Source organism: Caballeronia temeraria (assembly GCF_001544795.2).
Lineage (GTDB): Bacteria > Pseudomonadota > Gammaproteobacteria > Burkholderiales > Burkholderiaceae > Caballeronia > Caballeronia temeraria.
On record NZ_FCOI02000005.1, the window covers coordinates 270042 to 296598 of the forward strand.

A 26557-nucleotide genomic window follows, 5' to 3' on the forward strand; every position below is an offset into this window, starting at 1 on the left:
TAGGGGCCGGACCCTACCGTATCGACGGAATTTTTGTTAGGAGAAAAGTCCTAAGCCATATTTATTTATCCGCATTCCTTATCTTTTTATTATTGAAGATGGCGTCTCGCGCCTTAGCATGCTATACGTTGCGGCCTTATCGAAACACTAAAGCCGAAGCTTCGGCACGCAGCAGGTCGCCGCTCGCCTGACACGCGCCTCAAAAATAAGCAAGCACCGTGACCCATATCTCGTCCGACCTTCGATACGCCACAACGGCGACGACCATTGACGCGCCCGATCGACCCACCTCCAGGCCACATCGTCCATCCGGGCGTCCCGACCGAATGCGCGTGGACATCGAGATCGCGAGCGTCGATGAACGGATCGGTCATCAGCTCGATGCGATCCTGCATCACCCCGACTTCCAGCGGCTCGAATCGGCCTGGCGGGGGCTCAAGTTTCTTGTCGACCACACGGACTTCCGGAGGAACGTGCGCATCGAGATACTCGATGTCGATAAAGAAACCCTGCGACGCGATTTCGAAGACGCACCCGATATCGTTCAAAGCGGTCTGTTCCGGCACACCTACACCGAGGAATACGACACCCCGGGCGGCCAGCCGATCGCTGCGCTGATCTCGGACTACGCATTCGACCGCAGCCCGCAGGACATGGCGCTCCTGCGTGACATCTCCAAGGTAGCAGCGGCCGCCCACATGCCGTTTATCGGCGCGGTCTCGCCGGCGTTCTTCGGCAAGGCGTCGATGGAAGAGGTCGTGGCTATACGCGACTTGCGCGGTTATGTCGAGCGGGCCGAGTATCTGAGATGGCACAGTCTGCGCAAGACCGACGATGCGCGTTACCTTGGGCTCACGCTGCCGCGCTTTCTGGCGCGTCTTCCCTACAGTCCCGATACCACGCCAGTCCGAGCGTTCAACTACACCGAGGCGGTAAAGCGTTCGGACCACAGCCAGTACCTCTGGGCCAACGCATCGTTCGCCTTCGCCACCAACCTGGTGCGAAGTTTCGTGCGCAATGGATGGTGTATCCAGATTCGCGGCCCCCGTGCGGGCGGAATCGTCGAAGACTTGCCCACGCAACTGTATGCGCTTGGCGCAGGCAATCTGGCCAAGATTCGCACCGATGCACTCGTGCCCGAGACGCGCGAGTTCGAGTTCGCTCATCTCGGTCTAATTGCGCTATCGCAGTATCAGAATCACGACGAGGCGTGCTTCTACTCCGCGCACTCGGTCCAGAAGCCCGAAGACTTCGACACCAAGGAGGCCAGCGCCAACAGCCGCGTCAATGCCCGTCTGCCTTACATCTTTCTGCTCTCGCGGATTGCGCATCATCTGAAGATGATCCAGCGCGAGAACATCGGTACGACCAAGGACCGGCGGCTGCTGGAGCTCGAACTCAACACATGGATCAAGACGCTCGTCACCGAAATGACCGCGCCCGGCGACGACTTGCAAGCCTCGCATCCGCTACGCGAGGCGCGGGTGGAAGTCGAGGACATCGAGGACAACCCCGGCTTCTTCCGCATGAAGCTGTACATCGTGCCGCATTTCCAGATCGAGGGCATGGACATCAGTCTGGCGCTCACCTCGCAAATGCCCAAAGCCAAGAATTGAATGCAGTCAACACCTGTCGAGAGTGTGTAGAGGCGCGCTTTTCGACGACAACCCAGTCATCAACGATATGAAAATAACGAGACCCCTATGGGCACAAGGCGTCTTCATGACGCCGCAGCACTTCCAGCAACAAGCACTGTGGGAGCACTTCGCCAACGCGCGCATCGCCGAGATGGCCAGTCCCGATCCCTGGGGCGTCATCGACGTGTCGATCGACACACAGGCACTGGGCATCGACCGCGTGCAGTTCACGAAGCTGTCGCTGCGCTTGCCCGACGGCACGCTTATCGACAGCGATATGTCGGACTGGCTGCCGGCCGCGCGCAGTCTGGCCGAGGTTGGCTCGCAATACGACGCAGTCACGGTGCTCGCAGGGGTGGCGCTCATCGATGCACAAGGCGGCAACTGCATCGAGCCGGGCGCGAAACCCGCCCGGCCGCGCCGGTTCGTGCGCGAGTATCTGCACGTGGCCGATTTGCATGGCGAGGGTAAGGAAGAAATCAGCGTCGAACGTCACGCTGTTGCGCTGCTGTTCGATTTCGAGACGAGCGGTGATTACGTGACGTGTCCGGTTGCGCGCTTCATCCGCAATGCGCAGGGACGCTTCGAGCTGGATGCGGCGTTCGTGCCGCCGTGCCTGTTCCTGTCGGCCAACGCGATTTTGACCGCCCGCATGAAGCGCCTGTCGGAGATTCTGAGCGCGAAAAGTGCGAGCCTCGCGGTGCGCCGGCGCGAACGTTCGGATCAGATCGCCGACTACGCAGTCGCCGATGTGTCGCTCTTCTGGCTGCTGCACAGCGTGAATTCGTCGTGGCCGGAACTCGCGCGACTGGTGCAAGCGCCCAATCAGCATCCGGAGCGGCTTTATGCGCTGCTCTCGCGTCTGGCGGGGTCGCTTCTGACCTTCTCCACCACCGAGACGCTGCAGGCACTGCCGCCCTATGACCATCGCGCGCCTGAACCCGTGTTCGCGGAACTGGAGTCGCTCATTCGCAACCTGCTCGATACGGTCATCCCGTCGCGCGTGGTGCCCATCGCGCTCGAACGCGTGCGCGGCACGGTGTGGACCGGCCAGATCAACGACGAGCGGCTGGTCGAGGATGCAGACTACTACCTCTCGGTGCAGGCCGCCCTGCCCGCACATGCGCTCATCGAACAGTTCCCGCGTCTGTGCAAGGCGGGCGCGCCGGATGATGTCGAACAGATCGTCAACTCGGCGCTCTCCGGCATTCCGATCAAGCCGATGTCGCGGCTGCCGGCGGCCATTCCGGTGCGCATCGAGAACCAGTACTTCGCGCTCGACGCCTCGCACCCGGCGTTCAAACGCATGATCGGTGCGCGCGCTTGCCAGTTCTACGTACCGGCGTCGATTCCGGACGTCTCGCTCGAACTCTATGCGGTGCTTCCGACGTGAAAAGCGTGACATCAAATATCGACGACGATCTGCTGCCGGTGGCTTTGCGCGACACTGCGCTCACGGTTGCCGACTTTGCGGACCACAGTACAGAAACGTCCGCTGCCGATCTGAAAGCGACCTGCAAAGCGCACATCGTGGCGCTGACTTCGGAGCTCAACGCAAAGGGATATCCGCCGGACGTAATCGAGGACGCCCTGTACGCCCAATGTGCACTGCTTGACGAAGCGGCGCTAAAGCGTTTCAAAGGTGACGAACGCGACGACTGGGAACGCCGGCCGCTGCAACTGGATGAATTCAACACCAACGATGCCGGCGAGGAACTCGTGCGGCGCATCCGGGAGCGGCTGCGAGACCCGAGGCCGGTGCGTCCATTGCTCGCGATCTTCGGCGCGGTGCTGGATCTAGGCTTTACCGGACAGCTCGCGCTCGAAGGCGGTGAGGCGAAAGCCCGGCTCAGACAAGACATCGATGCACGGCTTGGCATCGTGCGAATCCCTGCTGAAGAAGACGATCTCTCCGTCGTCGCCAAAGCGCCGATCGCGCGCCCGTGGACGCAGCGGATTTCTCCGCTCGCGGGCGTTGTGCTCGCCTGTACGGCGGTTGGGCTGGCCTGGTTTGGAATCAACGGGTGGCTGGATGCATCGGTTGCTCACATGACGCGTTGACACGAGCGCAACTATGACGAAATTTCTGACATTCCGCGAGGCAGATCGATGACGCGCGCAGGACCGGGCCTCTTCGAACGGATCACCGGACACTTCGCCGATGGCACGGCGATCACCGACCACTCGCCCGAAGAGCAGACCTTCTATTCGGTTCGCGACAACATCCAGCGCATTCTCAACAGCCGTCGCAAGGCGCTCGCGCATCTGCCGGACTATGGGCTGGACGATCTGTCGGAGATTTATCGGCATCTGCCGGCGTCCGCGCACAAGTTGAAAACCGAAATTGAGGCGACGCTACTGGAATACGAACCACGCTTGAGGTCGATCGACATCGAGATCAACCAGCCGGAGCCGGGCATGCTGCTCAGTTTCACGATGGCGTGTCATCTCAAGCGTGAGGGACTCGTGCGCTTTGGCACGGACTTCACGCCGGATGGCCGGACGCGATTGAGGATGCTGCAGCAGGCGCCGGATCAGTACTGAGTGAGTTCACACATAGAAGGGAAGCGGTATGGCGAAGATGATGGCCTTGAAGGGAAATCTGACCACCACCGGCGGCCGCGTGCTGCACGGCGACGATTCGATGCTTCATAATGGAACACCGGTCGCACGGCACATGGGGCTCGCATCCTGTCCGCGTTGCGGCAAGAACGGAGCGATCCTGGGCAGCGCGTCGAACTGGGGATTCGGCGGCACGCGAGGCGTGGTGGACGGCGATATCGTAATGTGCGACTGTCCGCGCGGCGCCAATCGAGTCATTGCCCGCTCGGAGATATTCGACGAATAGGCAAACTTGTCCTGCCGCGAAAGAAGCGCCACGATAGCCCTCAGTGCCGAAGCGCAGTGTGCAGCACTTCAGGCGCCTGCCGCACTGATAGGCCCGATGCCTGGCATCATAGCGAGTCCTGCGTCGGGACCTCGCTTAATACAGGGTTGGACGAGGTTAAGATTATTCGGTTAGCAAATCGCTCACCGCCAACAACCGGAGAGACGCTCCGCACGAAGTTCGCGCTTGAGCACCTTGCCAGCCGCGGAGAGCGGCAGTTCGGTCCGAAACTCAACGCTCTTAGGGCACTTGTATCCGGCGATGAACTGGCGGCAATGCTCACGGATCTCGTCCGCGCCCATCGTCATACCCGGCTTCGGCACGACCACGGCATGCACGGCCTCGCCCCACTTTTCGTGCGGCACGCCGATGACGGCGCACGCTGCAACGGCCGGATGCTGTGCGATGGCGTTCTCGACTTCCGCCGAGTAGACGTTTTCGCCGCCGGAAACGATCATGTCCTTCAAGCGATCCACAATGAACAGGTAGCCCGCTTCGTTCATGTACGCGCCGTCTCCGGTGTGCAGCCATCCGTTGCGCAACGCCTTCGCCGTCTCCTCTGGCTTATTCCAGTAGCCGGGCGTGATATTCGGTCCGCGCACGATGATTTCGCCCACCGTGCCACGCGGCACTTCGCGCCCCGCCTCGTCCACGATCTTCACGAGCACTGCGGGGCCACACGGACCCACCGAACGGTAGAGCCCGCTGCGCCGTCCGGCCTCGTCGTGGTCGCCCGGCACGCTGGCGCAGACATTGGAGCACGCCTCAGTAAGACCATACGAGTTGATGAGCTCGACACCGGGCAGATTCGCGATCACCCTTTCGAGCAGTGCCGCCGAAATGGGCGACGCGCCATACGTGAGTCGCTTCACACTTGCGAAGCTGGTACTGGATGCATCGGGATGGGCGAGCACCGCCTCGATCATCGTAGGTACAAGCTGAAGTTCGCCGATGCTCTCCTCGCGGATCGCCCGCAACACTTCACCGGCGTCGAATGCGGGAAGAATGACTCGCGATTCACCCGCGATCCATTGGATGATCGCGCGACCAAGCCCGGCCATGTGAAAGAGCGGCGCTACCTGCAACGTGGCGACACCCGGCAGAGCGGGAGCGCTTGCAAGCCGCTGCATCGCGCTCGACCAAAGGTTCAGATGCGTTTGCATCACGCCCTTCGACAAGCCCGTGGTGCCGCCGGTGTACATGATGGACGCGAGATCGTTTCCACCTCGCCCGGCGTCGTCTACGGGATGGCTTTCTTCAATCAGCTTTTCGAAAGAATCCACGCCGTCAGGGGCAGGACCGTCACCGACATGGATAACGACGGGAGCGCGGCGGGCACGTTCTCTTATGTGCTGGACGTGATGCCAGTGCGCATCGTCGACGAGGAGTATACCCGTGTCGCAATCGTCGAGCGAATAGACGATCTCCGGCACGCTCCAGCGCGCGTTGACGGGATTGACGACGCCGCCGGCCCACCAGGTACCGAGCACGTATTCGAGGTAGCGGTCACTGTTCTGCGCCAGCATGCCGACGCGATCGCCCTTCGCCAAGCCGTGCGTCTGAAGCGCCGCGGCGAGCCGCGCTACACGGCCCGCCACCTCACGCCACGTGCGGCGGCGCCCGCGGAAAATCGTTGCCACGCAATCGGGCTTCTGCTGAACGGCTCGCTGCAGGCCAGATGTGAGGTGCACGAATTCGCTCTCCGGTTCGATTGTTTCGGATCGTATCGATTGCTGCGCAAGGCGCGGCCACCGCGCTTCCGGTGATCAGTGCCGCCGACAATGGCCGGCGTGAGGAATGCATCGACCTCGACCACCCGCAGCCACACTGCACCTCTGACACGCAACTACGTAACCACGATGACATCGTCATTCCCCACGGCGGTGGTCATCCGAAAGGTAGGCTGGCAGGACAGAGCGAAGCCCACCCATGAAGGGTGGGTATGCTTGGATTGAACCGCACCGGGAATCGTGGAGGCCGGTTGGTTTAAGTTAATGCAGGCACGTCAGCGGCATTGCTGAGTTGCCTGTAGTGGTTTGCCTCGGCCTCGGCGGGCGGGATATAGCCGAGCGGTTCCATGAGCCGACAATGGTTGTACCAGGCGACCCATTCGAGAGTTGCCAGTTCGACAGATTCCCTTGTCTTCCATGGGGCGCGCCGATGAATCAGTTCCGTCTTGTACAGGCCGTTGATCGTTTCAGCCAGCGCGTTATCGTAGCTGTCCCCACGGCTGCCGACGGACGGCTCGATACTCGCCTCGGCCAAACGTTCGCTGTAGCGAATGCTGACGTATTGAGACCCCCTATCGGAGTGATGTATCAAGCTCCCGTCGGCGCCTGGTTGGCGCGCGTACAACGCCTGTTCAAGCGCATCAAGAACGAAGTCCGTGGTCATTGACGAACTGACGCGCCAACCAACAATACGGCGGGCGAATACGTCGATCACGAACGCCACGTATAGCCTGCCTTGCCACGTCGAAACGTACGTGAAGTCCGACACCCAGAGCTGATTCGGCCGCTGCGCCTTGAATTGCCGGTTGACCCGGTCAAGCGGGCGCGGTGCGCTCTTGTCGGCGATCGTGGTGCGAACCCGCTTGCCGCGAACCGCACCACGCAGACCTTGCAGCTTCATCAGCCGACTGACCGTGCAGCGCGCGACCACAATGCCCTCGCGGTTCATCTGCTTCCAGACCTTCGGCACGCCATAGACCTGCATGTTGGCCTGCCAGACACGCCTGACCTCGGGTTGCAGAATCTCATCGCGTTTCGCGCGGGCGCAGCGTCTGGACGGATCGCGAAGCTGTGCCGCATGGCGTCGGTAGCCCGACGGGGCGATCCGCAAGACCTTGCAGATCGGCTCGACCCCGAAGGTGTCGCGATGCTGATCGACGAACGCCTTCAGGACTTGAAACGGCGGTCGAGCTCCGCCTGGGCGAAAAACGCGCTCGCAACCTTGAGAATCTCGTTGGCACGACGCAGTTCCTTGACCTCGCGCTCCAGGGCCTTCAGCCGTTCGCGTTCGTCAGTGGTCACGCCATCGCGCTCGCCCTGGTCAACCTGATCACGCTTGATCCATTCGTGCAGCGTCTGCGGCGTACAGCCGATCATCGGCGCAATCGACTCGACCGCTGCCCACATCGACGGATGTTCGCTACGCTGCTCGCGCACTAAACGTACTGCACGCTCGCGAACCTCTGGGGAAAACTTGGTTGCCTTCTTGTTCATGGCTCCATTGTCCCAAGAGTGGGAGCCTCCACAAAAAATCCGGTGCGGTTCATGAGCATGGTCACCGAACACGTCGCTCTGGCTGCGACGCTCGACACGAAATGCCTGGTTGATCATCGCGATCTGCAAATGGTAAGTGGTGGAGGCCCTCAAAGTGCACGAATCCTTCGGCCATACCCTGCGTTGTGTCACAAACTGAAACGAGTCGCATGATCAGCACCCCTCTCCATTCGAGTCTGGCGAATCAGATGCCTGATAAGGCATACTTCGCGACGTTTCATCCGGCCAGCTCGAAGGCATAACTCCCGAGAAGGTTGACGTCGAACTATTTGCTTCCCCGAACCTTACCTTGCACTACCGCTAGCAAAGCGACACGGCCGAAATGCCGCTGTGATTTCAAGCCAACGAACTTTCCCCGGTTCGCCGGGCGATTCAACGAATAGTCGATGTATGAGCGCTTTTAATCTTTTCAACGAAAATAGCAGAATTCACTACAGTCGCTTCGTCGAGGCCTGTCAGAGAGAATCCTGGCATTCAGCTATGGTGCACATAGATGCTTGCCTCCTGCAATGCGCCGGAATCGAGGAACGATGTCAAGCGCTGCTGCTTAAGGGGACGATCGCGCAGACCATTGGGCGGTATTCCGAAGCAAAAGCGTGCTTCGAAGAAGTTGCGCAAGCGTTCCCCGGTCCGAGGCCCTATGCAGCATTGTCCGGCGCGCTAATCGCCTGTCGAGAATTCGAGCGCGCCGCAGTGGCGGCACGTGCAGGACTTGCGTTGTCGACCGAACAGGATTCACCGGTTGTTCTAGAACTTACTAAAATCCTGGGAGACGCTCTGCTGTTTGACCACAACTATGAAGAGGCAGCTATAGCATATCGGCAGGTGATCAGTTTGATGCCTCAGCATGGCATCGCGAACCACCAACTTGGCTATATTCTGGAATTTCAAGATGACCTTGACGCAGCGATTGAGCATTACGAGCAAGCAGTGAAATTCAATCCCGAACTCGTTGGAAGCCGTTCGAATCTGGCTTTTGTCCTCTTGGCCGCAGGCCGGTTCAAGGAAGCCTGGCCTCATTTCGAGCATCGATGGGCAGGTATGCTGTTGCCTGGTCGGCAAATGGCGTCACCACCAGCGCTTCCCATCCGACGTTGGAAAGGCTCGTTTTCAGACTGCAACGATCAACATCTGCTCGTGCTCGCCGAGCAGGGTTTCGGCGACACGCTGCAGTTCTGCCGTTACCTTCCGATGGTGCTAGAACAATTCGCCGAAGTAGGTTTCGTATGCCCGAAACCGTTACAGAAACTGATCGTTCATTCTCTGGGTACGCGCCATTCGAACCTCGTTCTGCTCGACGACGTGCCGCAAGACTTCTGGAATTGGGACCAATACATCCCTCTCATGTCGATGCCCGTGGTGTTTGAAACCGATCTGCAAACCATCCCAGCGACGATGTCCTACCTGTCGGCAGAACCATACGCCGCACAGAGTTTTGCTTCCCGCTTGAATAAGCTAGAAAGCTCGTCATTACCGCGCATAGGAATCGCATGGGCGGGCGGCCACGCGGGTCTGGGCGTCGATCAATGGAGAAGCATTTCCCCCAAACACTTGGGTCCGCTCATCAATTGGCCCCATGCATGCTGGGTGAGCTTGCAAAAGCCGGAGACCGAAGAAAAGCGACTCGGGCCTGATCAACGCGCAAAGGTAATCGACTGGATGGACGAAATGAACGCCTTTGCCGACACGGCCGCGCTCATCTCCGGTCTCGATCTCGTCATTTCGGTGGATACATCCGTCGCTCATCTGGCGGCTGCGATGGGCAAGCCAGTGTGGCTCCTGAACCGCTTTGGCGGTTGCTGGCGATGGTTGCGCAACCGCGACGACAGCCCGTGGTACCCGACTATGCGCATTTTCACGCAAAAGGAACGCGGAAACTGGAATGAGGTGTTCGGGCGAGTTTTGAAGGAGTTGCATTGCCACGATTTTCGGAAAGGCTCCGACTATTAGGCGAAGGCCCAAAGGAGTACGAAGTCCGAAAACCGTTGACGCTCGGTGAGCATCGCATCAGCAGTTCATGTGCACGGCAAATATGAAAGGCAGGCGAGGATGCGACCCACCTTTTACCAACCACCTAAGCTGGTTATTTTAGCGAGCGATACGTAACTCTGTACCTCACCGGCCCCTTGTTGATTTATGAGCGCCTTAGATTGTTTCAATGGAAATAATCGTACGCGCTTTCATAGCACTCAGCGCACCGCCGCTGCCTGAATCTCCATCGGCAGGTTCGGCTCCGCAGACCCGCGATGATGACCATCCTGGTCGCCGCAGCGGGACCGGCGACACGCTCGCCCACTAGGCGGCACACGAAATTCGAGGGAGCGCGCAGCGCAAACGCAGGCGGTTGTGGCAACAGCCAGAAACCATTAGTAGGCCACGTGACGCATATCGCCCGCGAAAGCTCCCTGTCAGGGACGCTCGGGCATTAACCCTTTGATATTTATAACTAAGTTCTGGTGGGCCGGGTGGGACTCGAACCCACTATCGGTCGATTATGAGTCGACAGCTTATACCAATTAAGCTTCCGGCCCTATCCCGGGAAAGGGCAAAAAGAAAGCGCCGGGCGGCGCTTTCTGTTACTTCCGAACATTGCGCGAGGCGACTACGAAGGGTAGCGAGTTTGCCTCACAACGCCTCTCAAAACAAGCATCAATTGCCTTCCAGGAAGGACTTCAACTTGTCGGACCGGCTCGGATGCCGCAGCTTGCGCAGTGCCTTCGCCTCGATCTGGCGAATCCGTTCACGCGTCACGTCGAACTGCTTGCCGACCTCCTCCAGCGTGTGATCCGTGCTCATCTCGATGCCAAACCGCATGCGCAGCACCTTCGCCTCACGCGGCGTCAGCGAATCGAGCACGTCCTTCACGACATCGCGCATCGAGGCATGCAGCGCGGCATCGGACGGCGCCACCGTGTTCGTGTCTTCGATGAAATCGCCCAGATGGGAATCGTCGTCGTCGCCGATCGGCGTTTCCATGGAGATCGGCTCCTTCGCGATCTTCATGATCTTGCGGATCTTGTCCTCCGGCATTTCCATCTTCTCGGCCAGCGTCGCGGGATCTGGCTCGAGGCCGGTCTCCTGCAGGATCTGCCGCGAAATGCGGTTCATCTTGTTGATCGTCTCGATCATGTGAACCGGAATGCGGATCGTGCGCGCCTGATCCGCAATCGAACGTGTGATCGCCTGACGAATCCACCACGTCGCGTAAGTCGAGAACTTGTAGCCGCGACGATATTCGAACTTGTCCACCGCCTTCATCAGGCCGATGTTGCCTTCCTGGATCAGATCGAGGAACTGCAGGCCACGGTTCGTGTACTTCTTGGCGATGGAAATCACGAGACGCAGATTCGCCTCCGTCATCTCGCGCTTCGCCTGACGCGCCTTCAACTCGCCCGCCGCCATCTGACGGTTGGTTTCCTTCAAATCCTTCAGCGGCAATACGACGCGCGCCTGCAAGTCCAAAAGACGCTGCTGCTGCTCACGAATCGCCGGGATATTGCGCTCCAGCACCGCGCTGTACTCGTGACCCTCGGCGACGACCTTGTCGGACCATTCCAGATCCGTCTCGCTGCCCGGGAAGCGCGTGATGAACTCGGCGCGCGGCATGCCGCACTTGTCGACGACCGTATGCAGAATCTGCCGCTCGACCTGACGCACTTCGTCCACTTGCGCGCGCAGCGTGTCGCACAGACGCTCGACGGTGCGCGCGGTGAAGCGGATGTTCATCAACTCGGTCTGAATCGCTTCCTGCGCCTTCAGATACGCCTTCGACTTGTAGCCTTCCTTCTCGTAGGCGCGGCGCATCTTGTCGAACCACTCGCTGATGAGCGCAAATTTCTCGAGCGACTGGAGCTTGAGGGCTTCGAGTTGCGCGGCGTTGGCGCTGGCTTGCGCGCTGCCGTCGTCCTCTTCTTCCTCTTCCTCCTCGCCCTCTGCCTCGGTCTCTTCTACTTCCGATTCGATCGCTTCCGCTTCCTGCTCGGAGAAGCCATCGGTGTCCTGCGCGTTCGGATCGATCAGGCCATCGACGAGTTCATCGACGCGCACTTCCTCGTTCTGCACGCGCTCGGCCATCGCGAGGATGTCGGCGATAGTCGTCGGGCATGCGGAGATGGCCATGACCATGTGCTTGAGGCCGTCCTCGATACGCTTCGCGATCTCGATTTCGCCTTCGCGCGTCAGCAACTCGACGGTGCCCATCTCGCGCATGTACATGCGAACGGGATCGGTCGTGCGGCCGAATTCGGAATCGACGGTGGACAGGGCGACTTCGGCTTCTTCCTCGACTTCGTCGTCGGAAGAGGCGTTCGGTGCGTTGTCGTTGAGGAGCAGCGTCTCGGCGTCGGGCGCTTGTTCGTACACCGCCACGCCCATGTCATTGAACGTGCTGATGATGCCTTCGATCGCCTCGGTTTCCGTGAAGTTGTCCGGAAGGTGATCGTTGATTTCGCCGTAGGTGAGGAAGCCGCGCTCCTTGCCGAGCTTGATGAGCGCGCGCAGCTTGCCGCGCCGCTCCTCGAGCTCTTCGACGGTGCCAGGCGCGCTCGACGAGAACGCGTCCTTCAGCAGCGCCTTCTCCTTCGCGCGGCGATCGCGAGCCTTGGCCTTTTCGACCTTCGCCGCGGGAGCGGCGCCAGACTCTGCGTTTTGCATTGCGTCGTCTTCGACGGATACATCGTTCAGCTTTTTCGTCATGGAGTTCGCCATACCGGCTTTAGTCTCGACTCGCGGCTGCTGGACAACAGCCGATGGAACCGTGAATACCCAATACGCGCACGCTGCTTCGTCCTGCGTGCCCTGCCCGGGGCGCCATCGCGGTTCGAACGAGTGTGAATCGTCTCCTCGCCCTACCCTCGATTAGCAGCCGCTTCCCTTACGCCCGTCTGTACGTCGGCGTGCTTATCGGCCCGTTTCGTGCGATTTATGCGACGTGTGCCACGTATGACCGCAGCGCGCCGCATTCCGGACAGCCGATTCAGCCAGCGCCTTCCTGCTTTCCATCCCTTCAGCAAAACACCGTCAAATGCTCTTTGCCAATCGTTCGAAAGCGGCCGTCTTTGTCCCGTCAAAAACCGTCGAAAGCCCCGCAAACAGTTGACAAAAAGCAATTCGCCCTGAACTTTTTATTATAGCATTCTCATCTCGCGCCTTCCGAGCTCGCGCCCCGCCCAGCCTTGATCTGCGCGACTCTCGCCGACAACTCCGAAAACTCCGCCACCTCTTCCGCCGACAAACTCGACTGCCGCGCCAGTTGATCCAGCCGCGCGCGATAGCTGTCGTGCCTCAGCTTCACGACCGTCGCCTGCAATTCTTCCGCGAGCAAGCGCTTCTGTTCCTCGACTCGCTGCGCGGCGTCCTCATCGGCCGGATCGCGCATCAGCAAATCGCGAACGTTTTCATCATAGGCGAGAATTTCCTGGAAGATATCGTCGTACGTGGGCGCGTTTGCTGCATTTCTCAAGATCTCCGACAGCAACTGGAATTGCGCGGCATCGCCAAGCTCGCGTGCGTGCGAGATCACTTCGCTGAACAGTTCGCCGTGCTCGGTCATCGTCACGAGGGTGCGCTCGCCGTCCTGATCGAGCGACACCGCAATGCCGGGATACATCACCAGATTGCGCAGCGCGCGCTGCTCCTGCCCGGTGACGCGACGGCGCTCGCTCTTCGGCACGTTCGCACGCGCGACGGCCGCCGCGCGCGAATCGATGTCGCACAGCGCGGCGATCTCCGTGAACGGCGTGTCGAGCCGGTCCGCCAGCATGTGCAGGATCTGCACGCGCAGCGCGTTCGCGGGCAATGCCTGCAACAGCGGCTTCGCGTCGAAAAGCGCCTTCGCGCGGCCTTCGGGCTGCTCCAGTTCCTTGTCGTTCAGTACCTCGTTCAGGAGGAACTGCGACAGCGGCATCGCGCGGTCGACCTGCTCGCCGAATCCGTCGGTGCCGAACTCGCGCACGTAGCTGTCGGGATCGTGCTCCTTCGGCAGGAACAGGAACTTGATCGTCCGGTTGTCCGCCGCGTGCGGCAGCGCCGCTTCCAGCGCGCGACGCGCGGCGCGCCGGCCGGCCGAATCGCCGTCGAAACTGAATACGACCGTATCCGTCTGACGAAACAGTTTTTGCACGTGAATCGGCGTGCAAGCCGTGCCGAGCGTCGCCACCGCGTTCGCAAACCCGAGCTGCGCGAGCGCGACGACGTCCATATACCCTTCGACGACGAGCACGTAGCCCAGTTCACGAATCGCGAGACGCGCCTCGAACAGCCCGTACAGCTCGCTGCCCTTGCTGAAGAGCGGCGTCTCCGGCGAATTCAGGTATTTGGGCTCGCCGCCGTCGAGCACGCGACCGCCGAAGCCGATCACATTGCCCTTCACATTGCGGATCGGGAACATCACGCGTTCGCGGAAACGGTCGTAGCGTCGGGCCTGCCCTTGGGCGTCGGTTTTCTCGCTGACGATCACGAGACCCGCTTCGACCAGATTCTCGTCCCGATAATCCGGAAAAGCCGATTCGAGGTTCTGCCAGCCATCCGGCGCGTATCCAAGTCCGAAACGCGCGGCGACCTCGCCGGTCAAGCCGCGTTTCTTCAGATAGGCGATGGCCGTCGGCGCGCCGCGCAGTTGCTTGCGATAGAAATCGCACGCGGTCTGCATGACCTCCGTCAGCGCGACGCTGACCGCTTTGCTCGGCGCGCTCTCGCCGCCTCCGCCCCCACGGAAAGAGTTCGATGGCTCCTGCGGCACCGTCAGGCCCGCGCCTTGCGCGAGATCCTTCACGGCCTCGGGAAATGTGAGGCCGGTGTGCTCCATCAGAAAGCCGATGGCCGTGCCATGCGCGCCGCACCCGAAGCAGTGATAGAACTGCTTGGTCGGACTGACGGTAAACGACGGGCTCTTCTCGTTGTGAAACGGGCAGAGTCCCATGAAGTTCGCGCCGCCCTTTTTCAACTGGACGTAGCGGCCCACCACGTCGACGATATCGACGCGGTTGAGCAAATCCTGCAGGAAAGCGTGCGGAATCACCGATTCAGAGCGGCGGTGGTTACTTGGCGAGTGCGGCTTTCACCTGCGCGGAGACGGCGGTCATGTCCGCCTTGCCGGCGAGCTTGGGCTTCAGCACGCCCATCACCTTGCCCATGTCCTGCGGTCCGGCGGCGCCCGTGGCGGCGACGGCGGCCTGAACTTCGGCGGCGATCGCATCGGCGGAAAGCTGTTCGGGCATGTAGGCCGCGAGCACCGCCAGTTCTGCTTTTTCCTTGTCGGCGAGATCGGTGCGCGCGGCGGCCTCGAACTGGCTGATCGAGTCCTTGCGCTGCTTGATCATCTTGTCGATGACGGCGGTGATGCCCGCATCGTCGAGCGTGACGCGATCATCGACTTCGCGCTGCTTGATTGCCGCGAGCAGCAGGCGAATCGTGCCGAGGCGCTCGGTTTCTTTCGCGCGCATGGCAGTCTTCATGTCGTCGTTGATCTGGTCTTTGAGGCTCATCGTTCACCCGGTGCAATTGCGAAAATTTGGATTCCGGCCGGCGCCCGGCTATCTCGCGAACGCGAAAACCCGCCTGGGAACGCCCCGTCCACGGGACTTTCAGCGGACCTTTCCGAGATGCAGCGAAGGGATGCGGCGGCACTTGCCGCGATAGCCGTTTCAGCGCCTGCCAGAGCGGAGGGAATTCCTCCGATGACCGTCTGAGTATAGCAAACGGGTTCGCGTTTCGAGACTCGCCAAAACCCCCGTAAAGACGCGCTCAGGCGGTCGTCGCCGCGCCTCGCGCGAACTCGGCGGCGGCCTTGCCCGCCGCGACGCCCGATGCCCATGCCCACTGGAAGTTGTAGCCGCCGAGCCAGCCGGTGACATCGACTGCCTCGCCGATGAAATAAAGCCCGGCGACGCGCTCGCTCATCATCGTCGCCGACGACAGCTCGCGCGTATCGACGCCGCCGCGCGTGACTTCCGCCTTGCGATAGCCCTCGGTGCCGCTCGGCGTGAGCGTCCAGTCCGACAGCGACGCGCCCACTGCCTTCAACGTGCGATCGGGCAGATCGGCGAGGCGCGCATCGACTGCGACATGCTGCGCTTCGAGCCACGCGTGCGCGAGGCGCGCGGGCACGTGTTCGGCCAGAAAATTGCCGATCTGTTTTTTCGAGCCGGCTTTGGCTTCGATCAGCATGTCCGTGGCGTCGACCTCCGGAAGCAGATCGACGTGAATCGGCTCCGACGTGTTCCAGTAGCTCGATATCTGCAGCACGCCCGGCCCCGACACGCCGCGATGCGTGAGCAGCAGGTCTTCGTCGAATTCGCCGCGCGTCTTGCCTTTGCCCGTGCTGATGCGCACCGGCAGCGACAGCCCCGACAACTCGGCGAACGGCGTCCAGTCGGCGGATGTGAACGTGAGCGGCACGAGCGCCGGACGCGTATCGATGAGCTTGTGGCCGAACTGCTTCGCGACGCGATAGCCGAAATCCGTCGCGCCGATCTTCGGGATGGACAGACCGCCCGTCGCGATCACGAGCGCCGCCGCGCCGATCGCGCCCGCGTTCGTATCGAGCGTGAAGCGCGCGCCGTCATGACGAATTTCGTGCACGGCGACCGGACGCCGCCACACGACGCCGCCCGCATCGCACTCGCTTTTCAGCACGTCGATGATGGTTTCGCTCGAGTCGTCGCAGAAAAGCTGGCCCTTGTGCTTCTCGTGCCACTTCACGCGATACTGCTTGAGCAGCGCGAGAAAATCGCGCGGCGTGTAGCGCGCGAGCGCGGAGCGGCAGAAATGCGGATTCGCCGACAGAAAGTTGGCCGGCTGCGCGTTGATGTTCGTAAAGTTGCAGCGCCCGCCGCCGGAGATGCGGATTTTTTCGGCGAGACGCTCGGCGTGGTCGATGAGCACGACGCGGCGCCCGGACTGTGCGGCCACGGCCGCGCACATCATGCCGGCCGCGCCCGCGCCGATGACGGCGATATCAAAAGATTCCATGCCGCGCATTTTACCTTCGACACGCTCGATCACGCCCGCTGCTATACTTTTCTGTTCCCTCTAAAGCGTTGAATCCATGCTAGTTCTAGGCATCGAAAGCTCCTGCGACGAAACCGGCCTCGCCCTCTACGACACCGGGCGCGGCCTGCTTTCGCACGCGCTTCATTCGCAGATCGCGATGCATCGCGATTACGGCGGCGTCGTGCCGGAGCTGGCTTCGCGCGATCACATCCGCCGGGCGCTGCCGCTGCTGGAGGACGTGCTCGAGCAATCCGGCGCGCAACGCAGCGATATCGACGCCATCGCGTTCACGCAGGGACCGGGGCTCGCGGGCGCGCTGCTGGTCGGCGCGAGCATCGCCAATGCGCTGGCGATGGCGTGGGACAAGCCGACCGTCGGCATCCATCATCTGGAAGGGCATTTGCTGTCGCCGCTGCTCGTCGATGCCCCGCCGCCGTTTCCGTTCGTCGCGCTGCTCGTGTCGGGCGGACACACGCAGTTGATGCGCGTGACCGATGTCGGCGTCTACGAGACGCTCGGCGAAACCCTCGACGACGCCGCCGGCGAAGCCTTCGACAAAACCGCGAAACTGCTCGGCCTCGGCTATCCGGGCGGACCGGAAGTCTCGCGGCTCGCGGAATTCGGCACGCCGGGCGCGGTCGCGCTGCCGCGCCCGATGCTCCATTCCGGCGATCTCGATTTCAGCTTCAGCGGCCTGAAAACCGCCGTGCTCACGCATAGCCGCAAGCTCGGCAACACCGTCTGCGAGCAGGCGAAGGCCGATCTCGCGCGCGGTTTCGTCGATGCCGCGGTGGACGTGCTCGTCGCCAAATCGCTCGCCGCGTTGAAGAAAACCGGCTTGAAGCGGCTCGTCGTGGCGGGCGGCGTCGGCGCGAACCGGCAGTTGCGCGAGGCGCTGTCGGCGGCGGCGAAAAAGCGTCGCTTCGATGTCCACTATCCCGACCTGTCGCTGTGCACCGACAACGGCGCGATGATCGCGCTCGCGGGCGCGTTGCGCCTGTCGCGCTGGCCGGATCAGGCCGTGCGCGACTACGCGTTCACCGTGAAGCCGCGCTGGGATCTCACGTCGCTCGCGCGCGCCTGAGCCTTTTCATCGCGGCGGATTGAACGGCTGCACGATCGCCCTGAAGACCGGCAGCGTCTCGCAGCGGTCGCTATGGCCGATGAGCGCCGGCCAGCGCGTCGAGCTGAACATCTCCGGATGCGCCTCGCGCGCGAAACGCAACGCGCAGGCCACGGCGATATCGGCGTGGCCGATTGCATCGCCGAACCAGTAAGGCGTCGCGCGCGCGGCGCGATCCGCTTCCAGCGCATTCAACACGCGCTCGACCTGCCCCGTGCAGCGATCGAGCCACGCCTGCGATTTCTCCTTGTGCAGCACGCGTTCGTAGACGAGCGCGACGGCTTTGTCGGCGAGGCCCGTCGCGAGCGCGCAGACCTTCAGCGCCTGACGCCGTTCCGGCCCGCTTGATGCGACCATCGCGCGCGCGTCGCCCGCCTGTTCGTCGAGATAATCGAGGATCATCGTGCTTTCGATGAGCGTATCGCCCGAATCGAGCACGAGCGTCGGCACGCGGCACAGCGGGTTGAAGGGCGCGATCTTGTCGGCATCGGAGAACGTCGACCACGGGCGATGCTCGAACGGCATGTCATAGAGCTTCAGCGCGATGGCGACGCGCCGCACGAAGGGGGAATCGTATTGGCCGATGAGGATCAAGGTGCGCTCCGCTGAGTCGTGATGACGTGGACGGCCAGTTTAAGCGCGCGCGGGCCTCGGGAACAACGGCCACGCAAACGACGCGCACACGCCCGCCACGAGCCAGATCATCGGCCAGGAGCCGATCGCGAGCACATGCGGAATGGCGAGCGGCGTCACGAAAAAGCCGACGAAGACAGCCGTGTTCGCCATGCCGAGCGCCGTGCCGGCGCGTTCGGCGCCCGCGAGCGTCGCCAGTTCCGTGTACGCGACGCCGTGCCACGCCGACACACACACGCCCGCGAGAATCAGCATCGCCGCCAGCAGGACGGGCGCATGAGCAGCGCCGAACGCCGTCGCGATGCCGAGCGCGACGAACGACGCGCACGCCGCGATCGTCGATACGCGCAGATACGCGCGGCGATTGCCATGACGGTCGGTGTGGCGGCCGCTCCAGACGCGCATCGCGATGGCGCCCGTCTGGAGCGCGGCCATCGTCGCGCTGATCGCGCCCACGCCGAAGCGCGCGGCATCGTGCATGAAGATGGTCGCGAAGCTCAACACCGCGAACTGCGGCACGCACAACACGCCGATCCCGAGCACGACGCGCCAGACCAGCGCGTTCTTCAGCGGCGCGGCGCCTTCGCTCCGGATCGCCCGAGCATGGGTTCCGGGCGGCTCGTGCAGCCAGCGCCAGGCGAACACGCCGGATAGCGCGCACATCGCGGCGAGCACGCCGAACACCGCGCCGAATCCATGCGACGACGCGAGCCACGGCAGCAACGCCGCGCCGATGCCGCCGCCCAACGGCACGGCCGTCTGCCGGATGCTCATCGCGAGGCCGCGCTCGCCTTCGCCGAACCACGCCATCACCGCGCGCCCGCTCGATCCATTGACGCTGCCGCCGAGCAGCCCGAGCGCGCACATCGCGAAGACGAGCCAGCCGAAGCTCGCCGTGGCGGGCGTCGCGAAGAGCGTCATCGCGATGAGCACGGCTGCCGTCGAAAAAAGACCGGTCAGCAGGACGGGACGATCGCCCCATTTGTCGGTCAGCAGGCCCCACGGTAATTCGGAGAGCGCCACGCCCAGCCCCAGCGCGCCCAGCACCACGCCCAGATGCCCGTTACTCAGGTGGTAGGCGCTGCGCACCCAGACGGCGGTCGTCGGGAAGCCGGTCGCCGCCGCGGATACGCTCGCGTTCGCCGCGACGCCGACGCCCAGCACTTTCCATCGATGCGCGCCATCGAGCGCGGACATTCGTTTCGAGTTCAATACGAGAGGAGCGGCCATGTTGCAGTCCATCGAAAGAGTTGACTGCGGCCAGTTTGAAGGCTTAGGATCGTCCTGAAAATCGCGAAATTCGCGACTTATCGTTCATTTAAACAGGATGGTTAGCGTGTCCCAGACCACCTTCGATCTCGCCGTGCTGCGCAGCTTCGTCGCGGGCGTGGATCTCGGCAGCTTTGCGAAAGCAGCGGATCGCGTCGGGCGCTCGACGTCCGCCGTCAGCGCTCAGATTCACAAGCTGGAAGAGCAGGCCGGCACGCCGCTCTTTCGCAAGTCGGGGCGCGGCCTCGCGCTCACCGATGCGGGCGAAGTCATGCTCAATTACGCGCGGCGTCTGGTCGAACTGAACGACGAAGCCGCCGTCGCGGTGCGCGGCGTCGATCTGGAAGGCTGGATTCGGCTCGGCCTGCAGGAAGACTTCGGCGAAGTCGTGCTGCCCGATGTGCTCGGCCGTTTTGCGCGCGCGCATCCGAAAGTGCGCATCGAGGCGCGTGTGGCGCGCAATACGGAGTTGCTGGAACGCATCGGCGGCGCTCAGCTCGATCTCGCGCTCGTGTGGGGCGCGGCAGGCGTGCCCGACGAGAGTCAGGCGTCGAATCTGCCCGAACCGATCGCTGCGCCGCCGATGCGCTGGATCGCGTCATCGACGGTTCCCTGGCACTTCGACGCCGATGAGCCTTTGCCGCTCATCGCCTTCGATCGTCCGTGTCTCTTTCACAGCGCGGCGGCGGCGGCGCTCGATCGCGCGGGCATCAAATGGCGTGTGGCATTCACGAGCCCGAGCCTGTCCGGACTGTGGGCCGCGGCGGCGGCCGGGCTCGGCGTGACGGTGCGAACGAGCTACGGACTGCCGTCGACGGTGCGTCCGCTCGATGGCGGCGAAGGCGGTCTGCCCGCGCTGCCGTCGATTCCGCTGGCGCTGCATCGCGCGTCGGGCAAGGGATCGCCGCTGGTCGAGCGGTTGGCGTCGCTCGTGGTGGAATCGGTGCGGGAAGCGCACGTGTCCTCGGAAACGGCGCTCGCATAGAAAAAGAGCCGGTTCGAAACCGGCTCTCGTTCAGAAGCTCAGACGATCAGGCGTCGCGGCGCTTGTCGCGCTCGATCACCGCATACGCGCTGTGATTGTGGATCGACTCGAAGTTTTCCGCTTCCAGCGTATAAGCGACGATGCGCGCGTCCGCGTTCAGGCGCGTGGCGATATCTCGCACGAGGTCTTCGACGAACTTCGGATTTTCATACGCCCGCTCGGTCACGAACTTCTCGTCGGGGCGCTTGAGCAAGCCCCACAGTTCGCACGACGCCTCTTCTTCCGCGATACGGATCAGATCCTCGACCGGCACCTCTTCAGCCACTTCCGCCGCGATCGTCACGTGCGAGCGCTGGTTATGCGCGCCGTACTGCGAGATTTGCTTCGAGCACGGACACAGGCTCGTCACCGGCACGAGCACTTTGATCGACATGCGCGTGTCGCCATCGCGCCGCTCCACGATGAACGTCACTTCGTAGTCCAGCAGGCTTTTCACGCCCGAGACCGGCGCGGTCTTCATCACGAAATACGGCAGCGTCACTTCGATACGGCCCGCGTGCGCTTCGAGCTTCGCCAGCATCAACGCCAGCATGCCGCGCAGCGCGTGCTGATCGACGGGCAGGCGATTCTCTTCCAGCAACGCAACGAAACGCGACATGTGCGTGCCCTTCTGCTCGGCGGGCAGATGAACGTCGAGATTCCATGTACCGACGGTCGGCTTCAGCCCGTCTTCCGTCAACACCGTCAGCGGATAACGCACGCCCTTCACGCCGACGCGCTGAATCGCGATCTGACGCGTGTCGGGCGTGCTCTGAACGTCGGGCATCACGAAGGCGGGATTCATCTGATTCATTTGTTTTGTCCTTATGCGCCGCGCGTCGCGCGGGACGCGAGCGGTTCGAAACGTTCAAGCGCACACGGCGCGGGACGATGCCCGCGCCGTGTGCCAAAGCGTTGTTGCACGGCGCGCCCCGAGCGCGCCGTTCGAGCGAAGCGCCGTCAGGCGACGCGCTTCGTCAGCTTGCCTGCGTTGGCGCTTTCGATAGCGTCGATGAAGCGTTCGCGAATCGACTTGACGATGCCGGCTGCGTCCAGTCCGACGCTCGACAGCAGCTTGGCCGGATCGCCGTGATCGATGAATTCGTCCGGCAGACCGAGTTGCAGCACGGGCTTCAGGATCGAGCTTGCGAGCAGCGCTTCGACGCATGCGGAGCCCGCGCCGCCCATGATCGCGCCTTCCTCGATCGTCACGATGGCGTCGTGCGTCGCGGCCAGTTCGCGCAGCAGATCGGCGTCGACTGGCTTCACGAAACGCATGTTGGCGACGGTCAGATCCAGCGCTTCGGCGGCGGCGAGCGACGGCGCGACCATCGTGCCGAACGCGCAGATCGCGATGCGCTTGCCCGAGCCGAGCTTCTGCGTCGACTCGCGGCGAATCTCGCCACGGCCGACGGGAATCGCGGTCATCTGCTTGACGGTCGCCACGCCCGTACCCGCGCCGCGCGGATAGCGCACGGCCGTCGGGTTCGGCTGCTGGAGCGCCGTGTAGAGCATCTGACGGCACTCGTTTTCATCCGATGCCGCCATCACCGTCATGTTCGGGATGCAGCGCAGGAACGCGAGGTCATAGTTGCCCGCGTGCGTCGCGCCGTCCGCGCCGACGAGGCCCGCGCGGTCGATGGCGAATACCACCGGCAGGTTTTGCAGCGCGACGTCGTGGATCAGCTGGTCATACGCGCGTTGCAGGAAGGTCGAATAGATCGCGACGACCGGCTTCATGCCATCCGCGGCCAGCCCGCCCGCGAAGGTCACGGCGTGCTGCTCGGCAATGCCGACATCGAAATAACGCTCCGGGAAGCGCTTCTCGAACTCGACCATGCCGGAGCCTTCGCGCATTGCCGGCGTGATGCCGACCACGCGCGAGTCCTGCGCGGCGGCGTCGCACAGCCACTCGCCGAACACCTGCGTGTAGGTCTTCTTCGAAGGCGCCGTCGACGGCTTGATGCCCTCGGCCGGATTGAACTTGCCCGGGCCGTGATAGAGCACCGGATCGGCCTCGGCAAGCTTGTAGCCCTGGCCTTTCTTCGTCACGACGTGCAGGAATTGCGGGCCGCGCAGTTCCTTGATGTTCTGCAGCGTCGGGATCAGCGAATCGAGATCGTGACCGTCGATCGGGCCGATGTAGTTGAAGCCGAACTCTTCGAACAGCGTGGCCGGCACGATCATGCCCTTCGCGTGCTCTTCGAGCTTGCGCGCGAGATCGAGCACCGGCGGCGCATGGCGCAGCACGCGTTCGACGCCCGCGCGCGCGGCGGCGTAGAAACGGCCCGACATCAGACGCGCGAGATGGCGATTCAGTGCGCCGACCGGCGGCGAGATCGACATGTCGTTGTCGTTGAGGATGACGAGCAGCGGCACGTCGTCGGCGACGCCTGCGTTGTTCATCGCCTCGAAGGCCATGCCCGCGGTCATTGCGCCGTCGCCGATCACGGCGATCGAATAGCGGTTGTCACCCTGTAGCTTGTTGGCGATCGCCATGCCGAGCGCCGCCGAAATCGACGTGCTCGAATGCGCGGTGCCGAAGGTGTCGTATTCGGATTCGACGCGGCGCGGGAAGCCGGAGATGCCGCCGAGCTGGCGCAGCCCGGACATGCGGTCGCGGCGGCCGGTGAGGATCTTGTGCGGATACGTCTGATGACCGACGTCCCAGACGATGCGGTCACTAGGCGTATCGAACACATAGTGCAACGCGATCGTCAGCTCGACCGTGCCCAGATTGGACGACAGATGGCCGCCCGTCTGGGACACGCTGTCGAGCACGTAGGCCCGCAGCTCGTCGGCCAGCGGTTGCAGTTGGCGACGATCGAGGGCACGCAAATCGGCCGGATCGTCGATGGTTTTCAGCAAGTCGTACATCGTCGTCCCATTTTAGGAAAACTGGCGTGATTCGTTCGGCGCGATTGTTTCGGGTTTGCCCGATCGCGCCGTGGGGTTCGTCACGCGTTCAACAATCAATTCGCCCGGTTCACGACCAGGTCGGCAAGCTCGGCGAGACGCTGGCCGCGCGCGCCGAACGGCTCGATCGCGGCGTGCGCGTCGCGGCCGAGCTGCGCGGCGAGCTCACGCGATGCATCCAGCCCGATGATCGACACATACGTGGGCTTGTCGTGCTGCGCGTCCTTGCCGGCGGTCTTACCGAGCGTGGCGGAATCGGCGGTGACGTCCAGGATGTCGTCGACGACCTGGAAAGCGAGGCCGATCGCGGCCGCATACTGATCCAGCGACGTCAGCGCGTCGGCGCCCGGATGCTCGCCCGCGAGCGCGCCCATGCGCACCGACGCGCGCAACAACGCGCCTGTTTTCTTGCGATGCATCGTCTCGAGTTCGGGGCGCGACAGCTTGCGCCCGACGCTTTCGAGGTCGATTGCCTGCCCGCCTGCCATGCCGAGCGAACCGCTCGCAACCGCCAGCTCGCGCACGAGCGCGGCTTGCTGGGCATCGTTCAGACCATTGCCCTCGGCCGTCAGCGCGACGAACGCCTGCGATTGCAGCGCGTCACCGACGAGCAGTGCCGTCGCTTCGTCATATTGGATGTGTACGGTAGGCTTGCCGCGACGCAAGGCGTCGTCATCCATGGCGGGCATGTCGTCATGCACCAGCGAATAGACGTGAATCATCTCGAGCGCGGCGCTCGCCGCTTCCACGGCCTGCGCGTTCGCGCCGGTCAGCTCGCCCGCTGCGTGGACGAGCAGCGGCCGCACGCGCTTGCCGCCGCCCAGCACCGCATAACGCATGGCCTCATGCAAGCGCGCCGGCGCGACATCCGTGCCCGGAAGATAGTGTTCGAGTGCCGTCTCGACGCGATCGAGCGTCGCGCGCATCCATTGTTCGAAGGTCATAGGTCGTCGTCCCCGTTGTCGTTCGTGGCTCCGGCACCCTGGGTTGCGCGCTGTACCTCGGCGGGCAGCGGCTTGAGCGTCTCGCCGTCGAGAACGCGCACCTGCTGCTCGACTTTTTCGAGCTGCTGTTGGCAAAAGCCGACAAGCGCTGCGCCGCGACGATACGCCGCGAGCGATTCCTCGAGACTCAGCGCGCCCTCTTCCATGCGCGCAACGAGCGATTCGAGTTCTGCGAGCGCCGCCTCGTAGTTTTCGGGGAGCGGCGTGGGGTCTGCGCGCTGCGCGCCGGCGCCGGTGTGCTCGTCTGCTTCCTGAACAGCGGTCTTCGCCATGAATCGTGGATGTGCAATTGAATTTTTGGAACCAAGTCGCACATTCTACGGCAAAAGCCAAATTTTCGACCCGCATCCCGTTCATGCAGAGCGGCTAACACTGCTTTTCAGGATTGTCCGTCAAACGTGACGGCGCGCGCCATTCACACGCGATCGCGCAACGATTGCGCGGAACTCTCGCGACAATTTATACCCAAATCAAGACCTTAAGCACCCCAAGGATACGGATTTCGGTATAATCGCGGGCTCCCTAAATCGAATCTTCGATGGTTGGGTTGTTCACTGCTTTCACGTTTTCATCGGGAGTGGGAATGTCCAATCTGAGCAATGCATTGCAGCTGAACGCCATTCATAGTCAGCTGCCAGTCACGGCTTACTTTGACGAAGCGCTTCTTACGCGCGAACTCGACACACTTTTCAAGCAAGGTCCACGCTATATCGGGCACGAACTCATGGTTCCCGAGGCGGGAAACTATTTCGCGCTTCCGGGCGAAGGCGAAGGGCGCGTGCTCGTCCGTAATCAGCAGAACAATATCGAACTGCTGTCGAACGTGTGCCGCCATCGCCAGGCGATCATGCTCAATGGCCGCGGCAGCGCGGACAACATCGTCTGCCCGCTGCATCGCTGGACCTACGATCTCAACGGTCAACTGCTCGGCGCACCGCATTTCGCGGACAAGCCCTGCCTGAACCTCGGCAAGACTTCGCTGCAGAACTGGCAAGGCCTGCTCTTCGAATCGGAGGGCCGCAACGTCGCCGCGGATCTCGCGAGGCTTGGCACGGCGAAACACTTCGACTTTTCGGGCTTCATGTTCGATCACGTCGAAGTGCACGAGTGCAACTACAACTGGAAGACCTTCATCGAGGTCTATCTGGAGGACTATCACGTCGCGCCGTTCCATCCGGGACTCGGCAGCTTCGTGTCGTGCGACAACCTCGAATGGGAATTCGGCGACTGGTACAGCGTGCAGACGGTGGGCGTCCACAAGAATCTGGAAAAGCCCGGCAGCCCGACGTACCGCAAGTGGCACGACGAAGTCCTGCGCTTTCGCAATGGCGCACCGCCCGAATTCGGCGCGATCTGGATGGTGTACTACCCCGGTCTGATGATCGAGTGGTATCCGCACGTGCTGGTCGTGTCGTGGCTCATTCCGCAGGGCACGCAGAAGACGACGAACATCGTCGAGTTTTATTATCCGGAGGAAATCGCGCTGTTCGAGCGTGAGTTCATCGAGGCGGAGCGTGCGGCGTATATGGAAACTGCCCGCGAGGACGATGAAATCGCCGAACGCATGGACGCGGGCCGTCGCGCGCTGATGTCGCGTGGCGAGAATCAGGTCGGGCCGTATCAAAGCCCGATGGAATCCGGCATGCAGCACTTTCACGAGTTCCTGCGGCATCAACTCGGCGCGATCTGACATAGGCCATTCGGCCAGTGTTACGAAAAGGCGGGCTTTCGGGCTCGCCTTTTTGTTTAGACTAACGGTACAAGTCCTCGCCTATGAGCGACGTTCAGG

Annotated in this window: 21 protein-coding genes, 1 tRNA gene and 1 other annotated feature; of the genes, 9 read left to right on the plus strand and 13 right to left on the minus strand. The window is 62.5% G+C overall.

The genetic code is table 11. The features are described 5' to 3' along the window. The first annotated feature begins 326 nt into the window (after positions 1-326). From tssC to AWB76_RS10540, 5 genes are all read left to right on the plus strand, one after another. Entirely contained in the window at positions 327-1616 is a 1290-nt protein-coding gene (tssC, locus tag AWB76_RS10520; RefSeq protein WP_096031277.1) for a type VI secretion system contractile sheath large subunit, read from the plus strand. Positions 1617-1683: 67 nt separating this feature from the next. Then, a complete protein-coding gene (tssK, locus tag AWB76_RS10525; RefSeq protein ID WP_074171316.1) occupies positions 1684-3030 on the plus strand; it encodes a type VI secretion system baseplate subunit TssK in 1347 nt (448 codons plus the stop codon). Next, a complete protein-coding gene (locus AWB76_RS10530; protein ID WP_341845285.1) occupies positions 3027-3698 on the plus strand; it encodes a DotU family type IV/VI secretion system protein in 672 nt (223 codons plus the stop codon). Before tssK ends, AWB76_RS10530 begins: the two co-directional genes overlap by 4 nt. Positions 3699-3746: 48 nt before the next feature. Next, entirely contained in the window at positions 3747-4181 is a 435-nt protein-coding gene (gene tssE, locus AWB76_RS10535) for a type VI secretion system baseplate subunit TssE (protein ID WP_061160080.1), read from the plus strand. Between the two features lie 28 nt (positions 4182-4209). Beyond that, the gene (locus AWB76_RS10540) at positions 4210-4485 is read left to right on the plus strand and encodes a PAAR domain-containing protein (RefSeq protein ID WP_061160081.1); all 276 of its coding nucleotides are present in this window, start codon (positions 4210-4212) and stop codon (positions 4483-4485) included. A gap of 182 nt (positions 4486-4667) precedes the next feature. Here AWB76_RS10540 and AWB76_RS10545 read toward each other — a convergent pair whose 3' ends face one another. Further along, complete coding sequence (locus tag AWB76_RS10545) at positions 4668-6215, minus strand: acyl-CoA synthetase (RefSeq protein WP_061160082.1); 1548 nt, start codon at positions 6213-6215, stop codon at positions 4668-4670. 295 nt (positions 6216-6510) lie between these two features. Beyond that, positions 6511-7748 (minus strand): IS3 family transposase gene (locus AWB76_RS10550; protein WP_096031283.1). Its coding sequence is split into 2 segments (ribosomal slippage): positions 6511-7457 and positions 7457-7748, totalling 1239 coding nucleotides; the frame shifts between segments, so codons are not numbered across the junction. After that, positions 7351-7467, minus strand: a sequence feature (AL1L pseudoknot). It overlaps the preceding gene by 117 nt. A gap of 450 nt (positions 7749-8198) precedes the next feature. On the opposite strand from AWB76_RS10550, the gene AWB76_RS39035 reads away from it, so the two are divergent. After that, positions 8199-9758 carry a tetratricopeptide repeat-containing glycosyltransferase family protein gene (locus AWB76_RS39035; protein WP_082864404.1) on the plus strand — a complete coding sequence of 520 codons (1560 nt, stop codon included), beginning with the start codon at positions 8199-8201 and terminating at the stop codon, positions 9756-9758. A 504-nt stretch (positions 9759-10262) separates the two neighbouring features. Here AWB76_RS39035 and AWB76_RS10570 read toward each other — a convergent pair. The 5 genes from AWB76_RS10570 to AWB76_RS10590 all read right to left on the minus strand — a co-directional run bounded on the left by AWB76_RS10570 (position 10263) and on the right by AWB76_RS10590 (position 16778). Further along, positions 10263-10339 (minus strand) — tRNA-Ile (locus AWB76_RS10570). A gap of 118 nt (positions 10340-10457) precedes the next feature. Continuing rightward, entirely contained in the window at positions 10458-12515 is a 2058-nt protein-coding gene (gene rpoD / locus AWB76_RS10575; protein WP_074171318.1) for an RNA polymerase sigma factor RpoD, read from the minus strand. 430 nt (positions 12516-12945) lie between these two features. Continuing rightward, positions 12946-14826, minus strand: coding sequence for a DNA primase (gene dnaG / locus AWB76_RS10580; protein WP_061160087.1), 1881 nt, complete (start codon positions 14824-14826; stop codon positions 12946-12948). Between the two features lie 19 nt (positions 14827-14845). Next, on the minus strand, positions 14846-15292 hold the full coding sequence (locus tag AWB76_RS10585) for a GatB/YqeY domain-containing protein (protein ID WP_061160088.1): 447 nt from the start codon (positions 15290-15292) through the stop codon (positions 14846-14848). A 259-nt stretch (positions 15293-15551) separates the two neighbouring features. Beyond that, positions 15552-16778, minus strand: coding sequence for a BaiN/RdsA family NAD(P)/FAD-dependent oxidoreductase (locus AWB76_RS10590; RefSeq protein WP_061160190.1), 1227 nt, complete (start codon positions 16776-16778; stop codon positions 15552-15554). 76 nt (positions 16779-16854) lie between these two features. On the opposite strand from AWB76_RS10590, the gene tsaD reads away from it, so the two are divergent. Beyond that, positions 16855-17883 (plus strand): tRNA (adenosine(37)-N6)-threonylcarbamoyltransferase complex transferase subunit TsaD, encoded by a 1029-nt coding sequence (gene tsaD / locus AWB76_RS10595; protein ID WP_061160089.1) that lies wholly within the window; start codon positions 16855-16857, stop codon positions 17881-17883. A gap of 6 nt (positions 17884-17889) precedes the next feature. Here the strand turns inward: tsaD and AWB76_RS10600 are convergent, their stop codons facing one another. Both AWB76_RS10600 and AWB76_RS10605 read right to left on the minus strand, forming a co-directional pair. Further along, positions 17890-18516, minus strand: coding sequence for a glutathione S-transferase family protein (locus AWB76_RS10600; protein WP_061160090.1), 627 nt, complete (start codon positions 18514-18516; stop codon positions 17890-17892). Between the two features lie 39 nt (positions 18517-18555). Next, entirely contained in the window at positions 18556-19785 is a 1230-nt protein-coding gene (locus tag AWB76_RS10605; RefSeq protein ID WP_061160191.1) for an MFS transporter, read from the minus strand. A gap of 97 nt (positions 19786-19882) precedes the next feature. Here AWB76_RS10605 and AWB76_RS10610 point away from each other — a divergent pair, with 97 nt between their 5' ends. Beyond that, entirely contained in the window at positions 19883-20809 is a 927-nt protein-coding gene (locus AWB76_RS10610; RefSeq protein WP_208606557.1) for a LysR substrate-binding domain-containing protein, read from the plus strand. A 46-nt stretch (positions 20810-20855) separates the two neighbouring features. Here AWB76_RS10610 and folE2 read toward each other — a convergent pair whose 3' ends face one another. The 4 genes from folE2 to AWB76_RS10630 form a co-directional block, all read right to left on the minus strand. Beyond that, positions 20856-21662, minus strand: a complete 807-nt coding sequence (gene folE2, locus AWB76_RS10615; protein ID WP_061160091.1) for a GTP cyclohydrolase FolE2 — start codon at positions 21660-21662, stop codon at positions 20856-20858. Between the two features lie 146 nt (positions 21663-21808). Next, complete coding sequence (dxs, locus tag AWB76_RS10620; RefSeq protein ID WP_061160092.1) at positions 21809-23725, minus strand: 1-deoxy-D-xylulose-5-phosphate synthase; 1917 nt, start codon at positions 23723-23725, stop codon at positions 21809-21811. Between the two features lie 95 nt (positions 23726-23820). After that, positions 23821-24708: a polyprenyl synthetase family protein gene (locus tag AWB76_RS10625; RefSeq protein ID WP_061160093.1), complete on the minus strand. Its 888-nt coding sequence runs from the start codon at positions 24706-24708 to the stop codon at positions 23821-23823. After that, positions 24705-25040 carry an exodeoxyribonuclease VII small subunit gene (locus AWB76_RS10630; RefSeq protein ID WP_061160094.1) on the minus strand — a complete coding sequence of 112 codons (336 nt, stop codon included), beginning with the start codon at positions 25038-25040 and terminating at the stop codon, positions 24705-24707. Before AWB76_RS10630 ends, AWB76_RS10625 begins: the two co-directional genes overlap by 4 nt. A 311-nt stretch (positions 25041-25351) precedes the next feature. Between AWB76_RS10630 and AWB76_RS10635 the strand changes: the two genes are divergently transcribed. Beyond that, entirely contained in the window at positions 25352-26458 is a 1107-nt protein-coding gene (locus AWB76_RS10635) for an aromatic ring-hydroxylating oxygenase subunit alpha (protein WP_061160095.1), read from the plus strand. Positions 26459-26557: the final 99 nt, after the last annotated feature.